A 16,943-nucleotide genomic window follows, 5' to 3' on the forward strand; every position below is an offset into this window, starting at 1 on the left:
GGTCGGACCGCTCAGGCGGCCAGCGGATTGCGGATCGTCACGTAGACGGACTGGGTGTCGACGGGGCCGACGAGTTCATCCATACCGTGCAGCCGGGTCAGCAGGTTCGCTTTGCAGCGCAGTGTCGCGGCCCCGAGCAACTGCTCGGGCAGTCGTGAGCGGCCGGTGGCCGCCTCCTGGCCGAGGAACCGGCGGAAGGCGGCGAGCAGCAGGTGCTCGCCGGCCAGCTCCTGCGAGCCGAACGCGCCGATCAGGCCGAGGACGTTGTTGATGCCGAGGTAGTAGGCGAGGCGCTCGTCGGCGATGGCGTCCGGCACGAAGGTATCGCTCCGCGCGCCGATCCCGGGCAGCCGCCGTTCCAGCGCGGCCCGGTGCGACTCCCGGAAGTAGTACCCCTGGTTGTCCCGGTAGCGGCCGCCGCACGGCCAGCCGTCCGCGTCCAGCAGCACGAGGGTGTTCTGCTGGTGCGCCTCCAGGGCGACCCCCGCCTCCCCGTCGAGCCACAGGATGGGGCGGACGACGGTGTCCAGGTAGCGCAGGAACCATTCGGCGGCCACGGCCGCGGGCGGCCGGCCGGTACGGGCCGCGAGGCGGCCGACGAGGTCGGCCAGCCGCGAGCGCAGCGCGGTCGCCGGCAGGCCGGGCCAGGGGCGCGGCGACGTGAGGCCGGCCACGCAGTGGGCCTGGTCGCCGGGGCCGAACGGGTTGTGCCGCAGCACCACGTCCAGGCCCTGCAGCGGCTCGCCGTCGGGCGCGTTCACCGCAAGCCACGCCGGGTCGCGGACGATGTCGAAGCCGGGGTGCGCGGCGCTCCACTGCCCGGCGAGGCCGCTGCGCAGCAGCCGGTGGACCTCGGTGCCGCGCCGCAGTTCCTTGCGGAGGTTCTCGCGGCGGGAGTTGGTGATGCGCAGCGCCACCGAGAGCTTGAGCATGGCGGGGGCGCCCGAGCGGTACACCGTGCGGACGGACGAGGTCGGGTGCCAGGGGCCGCCGAGGGGGCCGAGGTCGCGCAGCCGTCCCGTCGCGAGCAGCCCCCGCACCTCGGGCCGGTGCCGCACCTCGCGGGCCTGCCAGGGGTGCAGCGGCAGCACGGCCTCGCCGTCCGCGAGGTCCAGGCCGGGGCCCGCGAGGTCGGCGAGGAGCCGGTCGGCGGGAACCGTGCGGCCCCGGACGGTCCAGGCGGAGTCGGACGCGATCAGGGCGCGGTCGACGGCGAACCAGTGGAGCGGGAAGGAGCCGCGCAGCTCGGGCGAGAAGGCGCGGGACTCCGCCTCGGAGAGCCCTTCCCTGCCCTTGGGCGTGGGGTGCAGGGAGTGGCCCAGGATGAGCGACTGCTCGGCTTCGAGGAACGGGTCCGTGGTGGCGGGCGCCCCGGGACGCTCCCGCCGGTCGCTGATGAACCGGGCCGTGCGGCGCGCCGAGTCCGCGACCCGGCCGATCAGATCGGCGCCCCCGGCCGCGTCCGTGCCCGCCTCGCGGGCCAGCAGCGCCGCCAGGCAGACGGCGGTCAGCGGCGCCTGGCCGCCGGGGGCGAGCCGGGCGTGCTCGAACCGGTGGTGCCCGGTCGCCGACCAGTGCCGGACGCGCACGTCGAAGCCGGTGCCGCTGGCGGGCAGCGGCACCCGCAGCACCCCGTCCCGGGGCTCGGTGAGCGCGTTCTCGCGCACCCAGCAGCGCAGCAGCCCCTCGACCGTCGCCGCGTCGGCCGCCGCGTAGGCGTCGGACGCCTCCAGGGGGTCGGGCCCGGCCGGTGACGGCAGGGTCCGCCGCGTCTGCGGGGGCACGTGGGTCGGGGCGGCCGCGCCCGGGCCGGCGCCGGGATCTGCGGTCGTGCCGGGATCGGCGTTCGTGCCGGGGCCTGCGGTCATGCCGGTACTCCGTGGGTCGGTGGGCCCGTCGGCCCGGAGGTCTGGGGGTGCATCAGTCGTGGCCCGAGGAGTTCGTCATACGCGATCCTCCACCTCTGGGGCGCCGGTGGACACACCGTGTGTCCCGAAAGCGCCGTGCGTCCCGCGCACGCTCCGCTCGGCGGCCGCGACGGCGTCCGCGAGCCGGTCGAGCACCGCCTCGGCCTGCTCGTCGGTGATGGTGAGCGGCGGGAGCAGCCGGACGACGCTGCTGTGCCGGCCGCCGAGTTCGACGATCAGGCCGCGTCGCAGCGCCTCCCGCCGCACGGCCACCGCGAGCTGCGGAGCGGCGGGCAGCGACCCGTACTCGTCGGGTTCGGCCTCGGTGTCGACGAGTTCGAGGCCGATCATCAGGCCCCGGCCGCGCACGTCGCCGACGCACGGATGGTGCGCGGCCAGTCCGCGCAGCCGGGCCGTCATCCGGCCGCCCAGCGCGCCGGCCCGCGTCTCCAGCTCGTTCTCCCGGACGTACCGCAGGGTGGCGGTGCCCGCCGCCATGGCGAGCTGGTTGCCCCGGAAGGTGCCCGCGTGGGCGCCGGGTGCCCAGGTGTCCAGCTCCTCGCGGTAGACGATGACGGCAAGCGGGAGGCTGCCGCCGATCGCCTTCGAGAGCACCATCACGTCGGGCACGATCCCGCTCCGCTCGACGGCCCAGAAGGTGCCGGTGCGCCCGACGCCCGTCTGCACCTCGTCGACGATCAGCGGGATCCCGCGCCGGGCGGTGATCTCGCGCATCCGCAGCAGCCACGCCTCGGGCGCGGGGATCACCCCGCCCTCGCCCTGCACCACTTCGAGCAGCATCCCGGCGGGCGGCTGGACCCCGCCCTTGGGGTCGTCCAGCAGGCTGGCCGTCCACCGGGCGGACAGCTCCGCCCCGCGGTCGCCGCCGGTGCCGAACGGGCAGCGGTAGTCGTACGGGTACGGGAGCCGGGTCACCCGCGCGTCGGCCTCGCCGACCGTGGCGCGCGCCGCGGTGTCCCCGGTCGCGGCCAGCGCGGCCGCGGTCATGCCGTGGTAGGCGCCGGTGAAGGCCAGCAGGCCGCTGTTGCCGGTGGCGTGGCGCACCAGCTTGATGGCCGCCTCGACCGCGTCCGTGCCGGCCGGTCCGCAGAACTGCACCCGCCCGTGGGCGGCCAGTTCGGGCGGCAGCGTCTCGAACAGGGCGGTGGTGAAGGCGTCCTTGACCGGTGTGGCCAGGTCGAGGACGTGCAGCGGGGCCCCGGAGTCCAGGACCGCGCGGATCGCCTCCAGGACGACCGGGTGGTTGTGCCCGAGCGCCAGGGTCCCCGCGCCGGACAGGCAGTCCAGATAGCGGCGGCCGTCGGCGCCCTCGACCGTCATCCCCCGCGCCCTGACCGGGACGACCGGCAGCGAACGGGCGTAGGTGCGGGCCGCGGACTCGCGCAGCGACTGCCGCCGCAGGATCCCCTCCCCCGCCGCGAAGTCGTCCGCCGAGGCCGCCAGTTGGCCCGGCACGCTCGAGATGGCGGCCACTGCTCACTCCTCCGGTCGACGTCCCCTGTCCGCACTAACGACGGGCCGCTGGTCCGATCACGGTCGGCCGGAAGATCTTTCGCGCGGAACCGCGGACCCGCCGGGCGCCGTCCCCCACAGCAACGGCATAGTGGGAACCGCCCCCTCGCGGGGGCACGAACGCCGCTACACAACCAGGGGGACACGACCCATGCCATCCATAAGCCGGCCACTGGCCGCCGCCGCGGTCGCGGCCCTGCTCGCGGTCTCGGCGACCGCCTGCGGGCCGTCCGACGACAAGGCGGATCCCCAGCCGAGCGCCTCGGTCCCGAGCACGGGCGGCGCGAAGCTCCCGTCCGCCCTGCCCACCAGTCTCGGGGACCTCGAGAAGTGGAAGAAGGCGTACCGCGACGGGGCCTGGAAGAACTGGGACAAGAACCAGTGGCTGCGCAAGGCCTCCGAGTTCGTCAACCCGGTCATCGACGGTCTGTGGGACGACGACCGGATGAAGGGCGCGGAGCAGAACGACAAGAAGGTGCCCGACGACGTCGCGGCCGACAAGGGCAAGACCGACCCGGTGCCCGCCGTCAACAAGGCCAAGGCCGTCGAGGCGCCGTACCACGAGAACGGGCCGGGCGACGGGAAGATCTTCTTCGACGGCCCCAAGGGCTCGATGGTCTGCTCCGGCACGGTGGTGAAGGACCCCGCCCACCCGGGCAAGTCCAACCTGGTGTGGACCGCGGGTCACTGCGTGCACGCGGGTGGCGCGGGCGGCTGGTACCGCAACGTCATCTTCGTCCCGTCCTACAACGACGGCGGGAAGACCGCGGCGCAGCTGAAGGGCGCCAAGCGCGACCAGCTCGCACCGCTCGGCGTGTTCTGGGCCGACGGCGCCGCCACCTCCGACCAGTGGATCGCGACCGGTGCGGAGACCGGCGGCAAGGGCTCCCCGTACGACTTCGCGGTGCTGCACGTGGCCCCGGACAAGGCGAGCGGCACCAAGTCGCTGGAGGAGAAGGTCGGGTCCGCGCTGCCGGTCTGGTTCAACGCCCCGACCGCGGCGAAGGTGGGCAGCATCGGCGCCTGGGGGTACCCGGCCGCGCCGCCCTTCGACGGCCAGCGGCTGTTCAACTGCACGGGCAAGCCCGGCCGGCTGTCGATCTTCGCCGACCAGCCGACCGAGTACCGGCTCGGCTGCACGATGACGGGCGGTTCGTCCGGCGGCGGCTGGTACGCCAAGCAGCCGAACGGTGAGGTGGCGCTGGTCAGCAACACCTCGATCGGCCCGGTCACGGCGACCTGGCTGGCGGGCCCGCACCTGGGCGCCGAGGCGAAGGCCGTGTACGACAAGGTGAGCAAGCAGTTCCAGTAGACGGCGCTCACGCAGGCAGCTGACGCACGGAAGGGCCCGCCCCCGTCGGGGGCGGGCCCTTCCGTGCGTGCTCCGGCGGACCGGTCAGTGCTTGGCGACGAGCGCGAACGGCTCGAACTCGGCGGCCAGGTCCTCGTGCACCCGGGCCTTGAGCAGCGTGCCCTCGCCGGTGTGCTCCTCGGAGAGCACCTCGCCGTCGGCGTGCGCCCGGGCGATCAGCGCGCCCTGGCTGTACGGCACGAGGACGTCGATCTCGACCTCGGGCCGCGGCAGTTCCTCGTCGAGCAGCGCGAGCAGCTCGTCGATGCCCTGGCCGGTGCGGGCGGACACCGCGATGGCGTGCTTCTCGTTGCGCAGCATGCGCTGCAGCACGAGGGGGTCGGCCAGGTCCGCCTTGTTGATCACGACGATCTCGCGCACCTTGAGCGCCTCGACCTCGCGGAAGACCTCCCGCACGGCGGCGAGCTGCTCCTCCGGGACCGGGTGCGAGCCGTCCACCACGTGCAGGATGAGGTCCGCTTCCGCGACCTCCTCCATGGTGGAGCGGAACGCCTCGACGAGGTGGTGCGGCAGGTGCCGCACGAACCCGACGGTGTCGGTCAGCGTGTACAGCCGGCCGCCCGGCGTCTCGGCCCGGCGCACGGTCGGGTCCAGGGTGGCGAACAGCGTGTTCTCCACCAGCACGCCCGCGCCGGTGAGGCGGTTGAGCAGCGAGGACTTGCCCGCGTTGGTGTATCCGGCGATCGCGACGGACGGCACCTTGTTGCGCTTGCGCTCCTGCCGCTTGAGGTCGCGGCCGGTCTTCATCTCCGCGATCTCCCGGCGCATCTTGGCCATCTTCTCGCGGATGCGGCGCCGGTCGGTCTCGATCTTGGTCTCACCGGGACCGCGGGTGGCCATGCCGCCGCCACCGCCGGCCCCGCCGCCGCTGGACCCGCCGCCGCCCATCTGGCGGGAGAGCGAGGCACCCCAGCCGCGCAGGCGCGGCAGCATGTACTGCATCTGCGCGAGCGAGACCTGGGCCTTGCCCTCACGGGACTTGGCGTGCTGGGCGAAGATGTCGAGGATCAGGGCGGTGCGGTCGACCACCTTGACCTTGACGACGTCCTCGAGGTGGATGAGCTGGCCGGGGCTGAGCTCACCGTCGCAGACGACGGTGTCGGCGCCCGTCTCGTGCACGATGTCGCGCAGCTCCTGTGCCTTGCCCGAGCCGATGTACGTGGCCGGGTCCGGCTTGTCGCGGCGCTGGATCACGCCGTCGAGCACCAGGGCGCCCGCGGTCTCGGCGAGGGCGGCGAGCTCCGCGAGGGAGTTCTCCGCGTCGTCCACGGTCCCGGAGGTCCAGACACCGACGAGTACGACGCGCTCCAGGCGGAGCTGCCGGTACTCGACCTCGGTGACGTCCTCCAGCTCGGTGGACAGACCCACGACGCGGCGCAGCGAGGCGCGCTCGGAGCGTTCGAGCTGAGCACCGTCCCGCTCTTCGTCGATCTCGTGGCTCCAGGCGACGTCCTCTTCCATCAGGGCGTCGGCCCGAAGGCTCTCGGGGAGGCGCTGGCGGTCGTTTGAAGAGGAGGAAGAGGAGGTCATTGGATCCTTTGGTCGAACGGCTGGGAAGGCGACGGGCGTGTTGTCCGTCCCTACGATGGTCGCACGCCCGCCGCCGCTGGTCACGCGGGTTTCGGCGCCATCGGTGTGCGGTGCCCCGCGGAGCCGGCCACCCAGTCGGGGTGACCGGGCATCGGCGGGGTGGCGGCCCCGTACAGCCAGGCCTCCAGGAAGCCGCTCAGGTCCCGTCCGGCGACCGCGGAGGCCAGGGCGGTGAAGTCGGCCGTCGAGGCGTTCCCGTCCCGGTGCAGGCCCACCCAGGCCCTTTCCAGCCGCTGGAAGGCGGAGGCGCCGATCTCCTGGCGCAGCGCGTACAGGACCAGCCCCCCGCCGGCGTAGACGTTGTTCCGGAAGATCCCGAGCTTGCCCGGCCGGGGCGGCTTGGGCGCGGCGGGCGGTCCGTCCGCCTGCCGGACCCGGGTGTCGCCCTCGTAGGCGGCGCGGAGCTGCTCGTCGAGGCCGACGCCGTACTTCTGCGCCGCGTACAGCGCCTGGTACCAGGTGGCGTGCCCCTCGTTGAGCCAGAGGTCCGACCAGGCGGCGGGGGTGACGCTGTCGCCGAACCACTGGTGGGCCAGCTCGTGGACCATCAGCGGGGCGGCGACCGCCTCGGGGGCGAGCAGGACGCGGCGCTCGAAGAGCGAGAGGGTCTGCGTCTCCAGCTCGAAGCCGGTGGTGGTGTCGGCGCTGAGGATCCCGTACGTCTCGAAGGGGTAGGGGCCGACCTGCTCCTCCATCCACGCGATCTGCCCGGGCGTCATCGCGAGCCGGGCCTCCAGCCGGTCGCGGTCGGCGGCCCCGACCACGTCGCGCAGCGCCAGCCCGTGCGGGCCGGTCCTGCGCAGTACGGTGGAGCGGCCGACGGAGACCTGGGCCAGCTCGGTGGCCATCGGGTTCGCGGGCCGGTACGTCCAGGTGAGCGCCGACGCGGGCGCGGGCGCCGGGGCGGCGTCCGGGACGCCGTTGGTCACCACCGTGAGGTCCTCGGGGGCCGTGACGCGGAAGGTGAAGGCGGCCTTGTCCGAGGGGTGGTCGTTGCAGGGGAAGACGCGGTGCGCCGCGTCGGCCTGGTTGGCCATCGCCAGCCCGTCGGCGGTCCGCACCCAGCCGCTGTCCGGCGTGCGCGGGTCGCTGGTGTGGACGACGGTGATCAGCAGCTCGCCGCCGCCGGGAACCGGCTCCTCGGGGGTGACGACCAGCTCCTCGCGCTCCCGCTCGTAGGCCGCCGGTCGCCCGTTGACCTGGACCGACGAGACCGTGCCCGCGGCGAAGTCCAGGTGGAACCCGGTCAGCGGCCGCAGCGCGCGGGCCGTGATGCGGGTGACGGCGTCCAGCGGCCGGTCGTTGCCGCGGTAGTCGAAGGAGAGGTCGTAGGCGGCCACGTCGTAGCCGGGGTTGCCGAGGTCGGGGTAGAGCCGGTCGCCGAGCCCCGACGCCGTTGCGGCGGGGTCGCCGGGCAGGTCCGCCGCGGTCAGGGTCAGTACGGCGGCGACCGCCGCGAGCACGGCGCCGCTGCGCCGCGTGATGGGGATCATGCGCTACCGCTATCAGGGGGCGGCGCCCCGCAGTGCGCGACGCGCAGCGGCCCACCCGATCGGCTGCGATCGGCCCCGCCGCCTGTCCGGACCCCGACCGGACCCGATCGGAAAGGACCGGAAGGGACCGGAAGGGACCGGAAGGGACCGGAGGGGACCGTTCAGGGTGACTGGGAGCGTTGGCGCCCGGCCGTCACCGCCGCGCGGCGGCGACCACGCGCTGGGCCCGGTAGACGTCGTACACGCCGGGCACCGACCGCATGGCGCGCATCAGCCCCGGCAGCGCCTCGGCGTCGGGCAGCTCGACGGTGTACGTGTGGCGCACCCGGTGCTCCTGCGGGGGCTCCACGGAGGCGGAGACGATGCCCACGCCCTCGCCCGCGATGGCCTCGGTGAGGTCCGCGAGCAGCCGCGGCCTGCCGAGCGCCTCGGCGAGCAGCGTGGCGCGGAACCCGGCTCCCGCAGGACGGCCGCCCCGCCACCGGACGGGGACCGGCTCCCGGCCGGCGCCGGTCATCCGGAACGCCGTCGGGCACTCCTCGCGGTGCACGGCGACCGTGCCGCCGCGGATGACGAAGCCGGTGACCTCGTCGGGCGGCACCGGCGTACAGCAGCGCGCCAGGCGGACGGCGGCGCCCGCCAGGTCGGTGACGGCGACCGGTTCCTCGTCGGCCGCGGTGTCCGCGCTGTACGCGGGCCGCTCCGCGCGGGCGGCGGGCTCCTCGTCGGCGGGCGGCACCGGGTGGAGCTCCAGCCAGCGGGTGACGGCGATGCGGGCCGCGGGGGTGCGCACGTGCTCCAGCCAGTCGGCGGACGGCCCCGACGCGCCGGACTCGTCCAGCAGGATCTGCACGATGTCGCCGTCCCGCAGCTTGCTGCGCAGCGGGGCGAGGCGGCCGTTGACGCGGGCGCCGACGCAGGAGTGGCCGGCCTCGCCGTGCAGCGCGTAGGCGGCGTCCACGCAGCTGGCCCCGGCGGGCAGCCGGATGGTGCCGGTGGTGTCCCCGCCGCGCGTGGAGAAGACGGTGACCTCGCGGTCCTGGGCGAGGTCGGCGCGCAGCGCGGTCCAGAACGTGTCCGGGTCGGGGGCGTCGCGCTGCCATTCCAGCAGCCGCGACAGCCAGCCCGGCTGCGTCGGGTCGACCCGCTCGCCGTCGGCGGCCTGCGGGGGCTCGGCAAGGGTGTGCGGATTGCCCAGCGCGACGACCCCGGCCTCGGCGACCCGGTGCATCCGCCGGGTGCGGACCAGCACCTCGGCGATCCGGCCCTCCTCGTCGGCGACGGCGGTGTGCAGCGACTGGTACAGGTTGAACTTGGGGGCGGCGATGAAGTCCTTGAACTCCGCGATCACCGGGATGAAGCAGGTGTGCAGCTCACCGAGGACGGCGTAGCAGTCGGCGTCCTCCGCGACGAGCACCAGCAGCCGCCCGAACTCGCAGCCGCCGAGTTCGTCCGCGCCGCGCTTGAGCAGCACGCGGTGCACGGACACGGCGTGCCGGGGCCGGATGGCGACCTCGGCGGCGATCCCGGCCTCGCGCAACACGGTCCGCACGGCGTCGGCGACGGCCGCCAGCGGGTCCGGGCGGGCGGCGTTGGCGAGGATCATCGCGCGAGTGCGGGCGTGCTCCTCGGGGTGGAGGATGGCGAAGACCAGGTCCTCCAGCTCGCTCTTGAGGGCCTGCACGCCCAGCCGTTCGGCGAGCGGGATGAGCACGTCCCGGGTGACCTTGGCGATCCGCGCCTGCTTCTCGGGGCGCATCACCCCGAGGGTGCGCATGTTGTGCAGCCGGTCGGCGAGTTTGATCGACATGACGCGGACGTCGCTGCCGGTGGCGACGAGCATCTTGCGGAAGGTCTCGGGCTCGGCGGCGGCGCCGTAGTCGACGCGTTCGAGCTTGGTGACGCCGTCGACGAGGTAGCAGACCTCCTCGCCGAACTCCTCCCGCACCTGATCGAGCGTCACCTCGGTGTCCTCGACGGTGTCGTGCAGCAGAGACGCCGTCAGGGTCGTTGTCTCGGCGCCCAGTTCGGCCAGGATCAGCGTTACGGCGAGCGGATGCGTGATGTACGGCTCGCCGCTCTTGCGCATCTGGCCGCGGTGCGAGGACTCGGCGAGCAGGTACGCGCGGCGCAGCGTCTCGATGCCGGCCGCGCCGACCCCGGGATGGCGCAGCCGGTGCACCTTGGCGAGGTGCTCGATGGCGCCCGGCACCCGTTGGCCGCGGCCGCCGGCGGGCAGGCCCCACTCCCGGCCGCCCGGTCCGAGCAGTGCCGCCCGGCCGAGCCTGCGCAGGTCGATGCGGCGCAGTCCGCGCCTGCGGCCCTCGTCGTCGGGGGCGGGGGCGGCATCCACTGCGTTGTCCGCGCTCATCGGGCACCTCCGGCAGCGTCACCCGGCGGCGGGCGCTCTCCACGGAGAGTGGGGGCCGCGCCGGTGCTTGATGCTACCGAGCCCACCACGTGCGGCGGCTGCGCTCTCGTCCAGAGTGATCGCCATCACCCGTTCGAGGGAACAAGTGCGGGAAAACAGTACGGGAGGCCAGTTCGGAAAGGTCGCTCAGGAGTCCGATTCCCCTGCGGGTTTCGGACGCTGTCGGAGCGTCAGGCGGACGGGGCGTCCCACCACGCGGCGTCGACCACGCCCTCGGCGACGATCACGGCCGGCCCGGTCATCTCGATCTCGCCGTCGGCGCCCTCGGTGATCACCAGCCGGCCGCCGGGGACGTCCACGGTGTAGGTGACGGGCCGTCCGGTGACGGCCGGGTCCGCGCCGTCGCGGCGGGCGGCGGCGACCATGACGGCGCAGGCGCCGGTGCCGCAGGAGCGGGTCTCGCCGGAGCCCCGCTCGTGGACGCGCAGCGCCACGTGGCGCTCGCCGCGGTCGACCACGAACTCCGCGTTGACGCCCGTCGGGTACGCGGCGGCGGGGGTGACGGCGGGCGCCGTGTACAGGGTGCCCGCGTCGTCCAGGCTCCCGACGAAGGCGACGGCGTGCGGATTGCCCATGTTCACGTTGCGCGCGGGCCAGCTGCGGCCGTCCACGGTGACGGTCACCTCCCCCTCGGGCAGGACGGCGCGGCCCATGCCGACGGTGATCTCGCCGAGCGTGCCGTCGGCGTCCGTCTTGGCGATGCGCACCCGGCGGACGCCCGCCCGGGTGGCCACCGCCAGGTCGCCGGCGCCGGCCAGCCCGGCGCGCTGCAGGTACCGGGCGAAGACCCGGACGCCGTTGCCGCACATCTCGGCGACGCTGCCGTCGCTGTTGCGGTAGTCCATGAACCACTCGGCCTCGCCGGCCATGCCGGCCGCCTCCGGGTGGGCCGCGGAGCGCACGACCCGCAGCAGCCCGTCGCCGCCGACGCCGGCCCGGCGGTCGCAGAGCCGCGCGACGGCGGCCGGGGACAGCTCGAGGAGGCCGTCCGCGTCGGGGACGATCACGAAATCGTTCTCGGTGCCGTGGCCCTTGAGGAAGGACAGGCCCTGCTGCGTGGTGGTCACAAGGACCAGCCTAAGGCCACCGGGACGGGGGGCCCGGCGGCGGGGCGGGCTCAGCGCAGGCGGGCGACGCGCCAGATGGCGAGGACCGCCAGCAGGGCGCTGAACAGCGTGTACCCGACGATGTAGCGCCAGTCGGCGCGGCGGCCGGAGCCGCGGGCGGGCAGCCCCGGCCAGGTGTGGCCGACCCGGCGGGCGGCCATGATGCCCCAGCCCGCGGAGCAGCAGCTCAGCAGCAGGCCGAGCATGGCCACGACCGCGCCGCCGTCACCGAACTCGAAGGCGAGCGGGAAGGCGAACATCAGGGAGCCGCCGACGCCGAGGGCGACGATCGGGGCGAGCTGCCAGATCCGCAGCCGGCGCTGCGGCCGCAGCTCCACCGGAACGAGCTCCGGCTCGATCAGCGCGTCCGGGTCGAGGAGCGCGCCGGGTTCCATCAGCGTCCCGGGTTCGATCAGCGCGTCCGTTCCGAGGCGTGCGTCCAGGTCGGCGGGGCGGTCGGACGAGGAGTTCTGGGGACCGGCTTCCATCGCCACGCGCCCTCCCCCATCTCCGACGCCCGTAACTCGATGCTCGATGATGGCACGGCCGCGTGGCCGTCTCATCACGCTGAGGCGTCCCGATGCCATCACGTGATCAGGCTGTAACCGCAGCTTCGACCAACGTCAGCGCCTGATCGGTGAGTTCCTGGCCCCGTGCCGAGAGCCAGTGCACCCGCTGGTCGCGGCGGAACCAGGAGTCCTGGCGGCGGGCGAAGCGCTTGGTGGCCCGGACGGTCTCCGCGCGGGCCTCCCCGTCGGTGCACTCGCCCCCGAGCGCGGCGAGAACCTGCTGGTAGCCGAGCGCCCGCGAGGCGGTGCGGCCCTCCCGCAGCCCGGCCCCCTCCAGCTCCCGCACCTCGTCCACGAGCCCCGCGTCCCACATCCGGTCGACGCGCAGCGCGATGCGCTCGTCGAGCTCGGGCCGCGGCACGTCGACGCCGATCTGGACGGTGGCGTAGATCGAGTCCGGGCCCGGCAGATTGGCCGTGAACGGCCGTCCCGTGATCTCCACCACTTCCAGCGCCCGGACGATCCGCCGGCCGTTGCTGGGCAGGATCGCCCGGCCCGCCTCGGGGTCGACCTCGGCCAGCCGCGCGTGCAGCGCCGCGGGGCCCCGCTCGGCGAGCTCCTTCTCCAGCCGGGCCCGGACGGCGGCGTCGGTGCCGGGGAACTCCAGCGCGTCGATGGCGCCGCGCACGTACAGCCCGGAGCCGCCGACCAGCACCGGGGTCCGCCCGGCCGCGTGCAGCCGGTCGATCTCGGCGCGGGCGAGGCGCTGGTACTCGGCGACGCTCGCGGCCTCGGTCACGTCCCAGATGTCCAGCAGGTGGTGCGGCACGCCGTGGCGCTCGTCGGTGGCGAGCTTGGCGGTGCCGATGTCCATGCCGCGGTAGAGCTGCATGGAGTCGGCGTTGACGACCTCGCCGTCCAGCGCCTGGGCCAGGGCCACGCCCAGGTCGGACTTGCCGGCCGCGGTGGGGCCGACGACGGCGATGACGAGATCTTTGCTCGGAAGTACGGGGGGTCGCTCCCCGGGAGAGTGCAGCACGGGTCCAGTCTCCCAAACCCGCGGGCACCCCCACGATCGAGGGACGTGACGGAGCGCTGCCGCACTCGTTGCCTCTGGAGAGATTCCGCAGGCCGGATCCCGGGTTTTTCGGGCCGGCCGGACCCGAGCGGCGCAACGACGTGCCCCGGGCGACGCGGGATCTCGACCTCACGAACATGGTCTGGAGTAGAAATGGGCGTTTTCGGATGGTTTCGACGTCAGTCGGCCGACCCGTCAAGCGAGGCGGCGGAAGCCGTCACTCTGACGGCGGAGCCGGAGGAGGGCGCCGAGGCGGTCGCTGAGCCCGTCGCAGCGGAGCAGGACGCGGCGGCGGACGGGGCCGCGGAGCCGGCGGCGGAGGCCGCCGACGAGGCGGAGCCGGTCGGCATCCCGAAGCAGCAGTCCACGGCGGACGCCGCCGACAGCGAGGCCGGCGAGGGCGCCCGCGCCTAGAGGGCGCGAACGCCGATGGGCCGCGGCGCTCCGGCCCCGCGGCCCACCGGCGTCCTGGCCTATCGGCGTCCTGGTTTCCCGGTGTCCCCGGGGGCGGGGACTACGTCCACGTGGCGACGAAGTAGCCGACGCCGTAGGGGGCGTCCTCGTGGAGCAGCTGTCCGGCCAGGCCCGCGCCCTGCGCGGCGCCCGCGAGGACCTGCCAGGTGGCCCGTCCGGCGGCCTGCAGCTCCTGCGCCAGCTCCGCGTCCAGCGCGGCCAGCGCCCCGAGGTCGGCGGCGGCCAGCGCCGCGGCGACCGAGGCGTCGAAGGGCTCCGCACGCTCGTCCAGGTAGCCGGGGGCCTTGAGGGTGCGGCAGGCGCTGCCGTCGCCCATCACCAGCAGCGCGACCCGGTCCGCCGTGCCCGCGATCATGGCGCCGGTGGCGGCGCAGCGGTCCTGTTCGAGCTGCTCGCCCACGCCCAGCGCCTCCAGCGGAGCGGCGGCCCAGCCGCGCAGCAGCCAGGCGGCGACGGCCAGCGACGGCGGCAGCGGGCGGTCGGCCCCGGTGTCCTGCGCCGAGGCCTCGGGAGCGGGTCCCGAGCCGAGGCGTACGTCCAGGTCGACGCCGAACTCCCGGAACGAGCCGCGCGCACCCTCGTGGTGCCGCCCCCGGCCGGGCTGCTCCGCCGGGCCGATCACCACCAGCCGGTCGGGCCGGGACGCCGCGAGCACCCCGACGGCGTCGGCGCACGCGGCACGCAGCGCGTCCAGTTCGGCGGCGGCGCCCGCCGCGACCTCGGGTACGAGCAGCGGGGCGGACGGGCAGACTGCGGCGGCTACGAGCATGCCCGCAGCCTAGCCGCGCCGATCATGCTCCCGCAGGACCGGGCGGACCGGCCCCGCGCGGAGCAGTCAGAGCCCGCAGCCGCTCTCCACCACGGGCAGCGGCGCCGGGGCGCCGATAGTCGGCAGCCCGAGCATCACGCCGGCCGGCGCCTTGGGGGCGGCGTTGCGCAGCTCCCACGCGTCCCCGGCCCGGGTACGCCGCACCGAGAGCGCGGGGCGCTCGGCGAGCAGGTGGTGCGGGGCGGCGTAGGTGATCTCCACCATGGCCATGTCACCGGGGCGCGGGTCGGTGCCCGCGGGCTTCTCGAAGTGCACCAGGCGGCTGTCGGGCGCGCGGCCGGAGAGCCGGTGGGTGGCCTTGTCCTTGCGGCCCTCGCCCTCGGCGACCAGGACCTCCAGCGTGCGGCCGATCTGCGTCCTGTTCTCCTCCCAGGAGATCTGCTCCTGGAGCGCGGACAGCCGCATGTAGCGCTCCTGGACGATCTCCTTGGGGATCTGCCCGTCCATGTCGGCGGCCGGGGTCCCGGGGCGCTTGGAGTACTGGAAGGTGAAGGCCTGCGCGAAGCGCGCCTCGCGCACCACGTGCATCGTCTGCTCGAAGTCCGCCTCGGTCTCGCCCGGGAAGCCCACGATGATGTCGGTGGAGATGGCGGCGTCCGGCATGGCCGCGCGCACCTTCTCGATGATGCCGAGGTAACGGTCCTGCCGGTACGAGCGGCGCATCGCCTTGAGGACGGTGTCGGAGCCGGACTGCAGCGGCATGTGCAGCTGGTGCATCACGTTCGGCGTCTCGGCCATCGCGGCGATCACGTCGTCGGTGAAGTCCTTCGGGTGCGGGGAGGTGAAGCGCACCCGCTCCAGGCCCTCGACCTGCCCGGTGGCCCGCAGCAGCTTGGAGAACGCCTCGCGGTCGCCCATGCCCGAGCCGTACGCGTTCACGTTCTGGCCGAGCAGGGTGATCTCGACGACGCCCTCGGCGACCAGCGCCTCCACCTCGGCGAGGATGTCGCCGGGCCGCCGGTCCTCCTCCTTGCCGCGCAGCGCGGGCACGATGCAGAAGGTGCAGGTGTTGTTGCAGCCGACCGAGACCGAGACCCAGGCGGCGTAGGCGGACTCGCGGCGGGACGGCAGCGTGGAGGGGAACGCCTCCAGCGACTCGGCGATCTCGACCTGTGCCTCTTCGGCGATCCTGGCCCGCTCCAGGAGCACCGGCAGCCGGCCGATGTTGTGGGTGCCGAAGACCACGTCGACCCAGGGGGCCCGCTTCACGATGGTGTCGCGGTCCTTCTGGGCGAGGCAGCCGCCGACCGCGATCTGCATGCCCGGCCGGGCCGCCTTCTGCGGGGCGAGCTGGCCGAGGTTGCCGTAGAGCCGGTTGTCGGCGTTCTCCCGCACCGCGCAGGTGTTGAAGACGACGACGTCCGCCCCGTCCGCCCCCTTGGGCGCGCGGACGTAGCCCGCGCCCTCCAGCAGGCCGGACAGCCGTTCCGAATCGTGCACGTTCATCTGGCACCCGTAGGTGCGGACCTCGTATGTCTTCAAACCAGCCACCTCACCGCTCACCCGACCAGGGTACGGGGGCGCGCGGGTACCGGGAGCCGCGGGCGCCCCGCCTCCCCCGGCCGTCCCGCCCCGCGGGCCCCGGCCCGCCGGGCCGGCGCTACCCACAGCGGCGCCCGCCTGGCAGGATCCGCACCATGAACGTGCCCCACATCGGCAGACGCCGCGCGCTGCAGTCGGTCCTCGCGGCCGCCGCCGCCCTCGCGCTGCTCCTGTGGTGGCTGCTGCCGTCCCGCGGCCCCTCGTACCCGAAGGACCCGGTCTCGTTCTCCACCGGTGTCGCCGCCGGGGTCTACGAGACCTACGGGAAGATGCTCAGGAGCGACCTGCGGGACCAGCTGCCCGGGGTGCGGGTGGACCTCCTGCAGTCCCAGGGCTCGGTCGACAACGTGCGGCGCGTCGCCTCCGGGCAGGCCGACTTCACCATCGCCGCAGCGGACGCGGTGGCCGACTACCGGGGCCCGGGCAAGGACCGGCTGCGCGCCTGCGCCCGGCTGTACGACGACTACATGCAGCTCGTCGTCCCCCGGGACTCGGCGATCGGCTCCGCCCGCGACCTGCGCGGCAAGCGGGTCGGCGTCGGCCAGGCGGCCTCCGGGGTGAACCTCATAACGCGCCGGCTGCTGGCCGCCGCGGGGCTCGACCCGGCCAGGGACCTCACCGCGGTGCCGGTCGGCATCGACACGGCGCCCGGGATGCTCAAGGCGGGCGAGCTGGACGCGTTCTTCTGGTCCGGCGGCCTGCCGACCAACACCGTGACCAACCTGGCGGCCTCCAGCAAGGTCAAGCTCGTCCAGCTCGGCGACCTGGTGGACACGCTGCACTCGATGGGCGCGTCGACGGGCTACTACCGGCAGGCGGTGATGCCCGCCGACGCCTATCCGACGATGCAGCACGGCACGGCCGTCACGACCATCGCCGTCGCCAACCTGCTGGTGACCACCGACCGGGCGGACACCGGGCTCGTCGAGCGGCTCACCCGCGCGGTCATCGACAGCCGCGACGAGATCGGCAACAAGGTCCACGCCGCCCAGCTGGTGGACCTGCGCACCGCCGTCTTCACCGACCCCCTCCCGCTGCACGAGGGCGCCCGGCGCTACTACCGGTCCGTGAAACCGTAG

Annotated in this window: 13 protein-coding genes; 3 read left to right on the forward strand and 10 right to left on the reverse strand. The window is 74.4% G+C overall.

Going from position 1 to position 16,943, the window contains the following annotated elements; all coding sequences use genetic code 11:
- Window positions 1-11: 11 nt before the first annotated feature.
- Complete coding sequence (locus tag ABZ721_RS24385; RefSeq protein WP_358790802.1) at window positions 12-1,868, reverse strand: IucA/IucC family protein; 1,857 nt, start codon at window positions 1,866-1,868, stop codon at window positions 12-14.
- A gap of 75 nt (window positions 1,869-1,943) precedes the next feature.
- Entirely contained in the window at window positions 1,944-3,392 is a 1,449-nt protein-coding gene (locus ABZ721_RS24390; protein WP_358790844.1) for a diaminobutyrate--2-oxoglutarate transaminase family protein, read from the reverse strand.
- 199 nt (window positions 3,393-3,591) lie between these two features.
- Between ABZ721_RS24390 and ABZ721_RS24395 the strand changes: the two genes are divergently transcribed.
- Complete coding sequence (locus ABZ721_RS24395) at window positions 3,592-4,752, forward strand: hypothetical protein (RefSeq protein WP_358790803.1); 1,161 nt, start codon at window positions 3,592-3,594, stop codon at window positions 4,750-4,752.
- An 84-nt stretch (window positions 4,753-4,836) separates the two neighbouring features.
- Here ABZ721_RS24395 and hflX read toward each other — a convergent pair whose 3' ends face one another.
- The 6 genes from hflX to miaA form a co-directional block, all read right to left on the reverse strand.
- Window positions 4,837-6,342 carry a GTPase HflX gene (gene hflX / locus ABZ721_RS24400; protein WP_358790804.1) on the reverse strand — a complete coding sequence of 502 codons (1,506 nt, stop codon included), beginning with the start codon at window positions 6,340-6,342 and terminating at the stop codon, window positions 4,837-4,839.
- A gap of 80 nt (window positions 6,343-6,422) precedes the next feature.
- Window positions 6,423-7,895: a M1 family metallopeptidase gene (locus ABZ721_RS24405; protein ID WP_358790805.1), complete on the reverse strand. Its 1,473-nt coding sequence runs from the start codon at window positions 7,893-7,895 to the stop codon at window positions 6,423-6,425.
- Between the two features lie 193 nt (window positions 7,896-8,088).
- The gene (locus ABZ721_RS24410; protein WP_358790806.1) at window positions 8,089-10,266 is read right to left on the reverse strand and encodes an HD domain-containing protein; all 2,178 of its coding nucleotides are present in this window, start codon (window positions 10,264-10,266) and stop codon (window positions 8,089-8,091) included.
- A 230-nt stretch (window positions 10,267-10,496) separates the two neighbouring features.
- Window positions 10,497-11,393, reverse strand: a complete 897-nt coding sequence (dapF, locus tag ABZ721_RS24415) for a diaminopimelate epimerase (protein WP_358790807.1) — start codon at window positions 11,391-11,393, stop codon at window positions 10,497-10,499.
- A 50-nt stretch (window positions 11,394-11,443) separates the two neighbouring features.
- On the reverse strand, window positions 11,444-11,920 hold the full coding sequence (locus ABZ721_RS24420) for a hypothetical protein (protein ID WP_358790808.1): 477 nt from the start codon (window positions 11,918-11,920) through the stop codon (window positions 11,444-11,446).
- Window positions 11,921-12,026: 106 nt separating this feature from the next.
- On the reverse strand, window positions 12,027-12,977 hold the full coding sequence (gene miaA / locus ABZ721_RS24425) for a tRNA (adenosine(37)-N6)-dimethylallyltransferase MiaA (protein WP_358790845.1): 951 nt from the start codon (window positions 12,975-12,977) through the stop codon (window positions 12,027-12,029).
- Between the two features lie 195 nt (window positions 12,978-13,172).
- Between miaA and ABZ721_RS24430 the strand changes: the two genes are divergently transcribed.
- Entirely contained in the window at window positions 13,173-13,433 is a 261-nt protein-coding gene (locus ABZ721_RS24430; RefSeq protein ID WP_358790809.1) for a hypothetical protein, read from the forward strand.
- Between the two features lie 100 nt (window positions 13,434-13,533).
- Here ABZ721_RS24430 and ABZ721_RS24435 read toward each other — a convergent pair whose 3' ends face one another.
- Both ABZ721_RS24435 and miaB read right to left on the reverse strand, forming a co-directional pair.
- The gene (locus ABZ721_RS24435) at window positions 13,534-14,262 is read right to left on the reverse strand and encodes a hypothetical protein (protein WP_358790810.1); all 729 of its coding nucleotides are present in this window, start codon (window positions 14,260-14,262) and stop codon (window positions 13,534-13,536) included.
- Window positions 14,263-14,328: 66 nt separating this feature from the next.
- On the reverse strand, window positions 14,329-15,813 hold the full coding sequence (gene miaB / locus ABZ721_RS24440) for a tRNA (N6-isopentenyl adenosine(37)-C2)-methylthiotransferase MiaB (RefSeq protein WP_358790846.1): 1,485 nt from the start codon (window positions 15,811-15,813) through the stop codon (window positions 14,329-14,331).
- 146 nt (window positions 15,814-15,959) lie between these two features.
- Between miaB and ABZ721_RS24445 the strand changes: the two genes are divergently transcribed.
- On the forward strand, window positions 15,960-16,943 hold the full coding sequence (locus tag ABZ721_RS24445; protein WP_358790811.1) for a TAXI family TRAP transporter solute-binding subunit: 984 nt from the start codon (window positions 15,960-15,962) through the stop codon (window positions 16,941-16,943).

The organism is Streptomyces sp. NPDC006733 (assembly GCF_040636125.1).
Lineage (GTDB): Bacteria > Actinomycetota > Actinomycetes > Streptomycetales > Streptomycetaceae > Actinacidiphila.

Excerpts from the sequence above, each read along its gene's own strand:
- ABZ721_RS24445 (WP_358790811.1), top strand. The coding sequence starts at position 15,960 with ATGAACGTGCCCCACATCGGCAGACGCCGCGCGCTGCAGTCGGTCCTC.
- ABZ721_RS24385 (WP_358790802.1), bottom strand. The coding sequence starts at position 1,868 with ATGACCGCAGGCCCCGGCACGAACGCCGATCCCGGCACGACCGCAGAT.
- ABZ721_RS24435 (WP_358790810.1), bottom strand. The coding sequence starts at position 14,262 with ATGCTCGTAGCCGCCGCAGTCTGCCCGTCCGCCCCGCTGCTCGTACCC.
- ABZ721_RS24405 (WP_358790805.1), bottom strand. The coding sequence starts at position 7,895 with ATGATCCCCATCACGCGGCGCAGCGGCGCCGTGCTCGCGGCGGTCGCC.
- hflX (WP_358790804.1), bottom strand. The coding sequence starts at position 6,342 with ATGACCTCCTCTTCCTCCTCTTCAAACGACCGCCAGCGCCTCCCCGAG.
- ABZ721_RS24395 (WP_358790803.1), top strand. The coding sequence starts at position 3,592 with ATGCCATCCATAAGCCGGCCACTGGCCGCCGCCGCGGTCGCGGCCCTG.
- ABZ721_RS24430 (WP_358790809.1), top strand. The coding sequence starts at position 13,173 with ATGGGCGTTTTCGGATGGTTTCGACGTCAGTCGGCCGACCCGTCAAGC.
- ABZ721_RS24420 (WP_358790808.1), bottom strand. The coding sequence starts at position 11,920 with ATGGAAGCCGGTCCCCAGAACTCCTCGTCCGACCGCCCCGCCGACCTG.
- ABZ721_RS24410 (WP_358790806.1), bottom strand. The coding sequence starts at position 10,266 with ATGAGCGCGGACAACGCAGTGGATGCCGCCCCCGCCCCCGACGACGAG.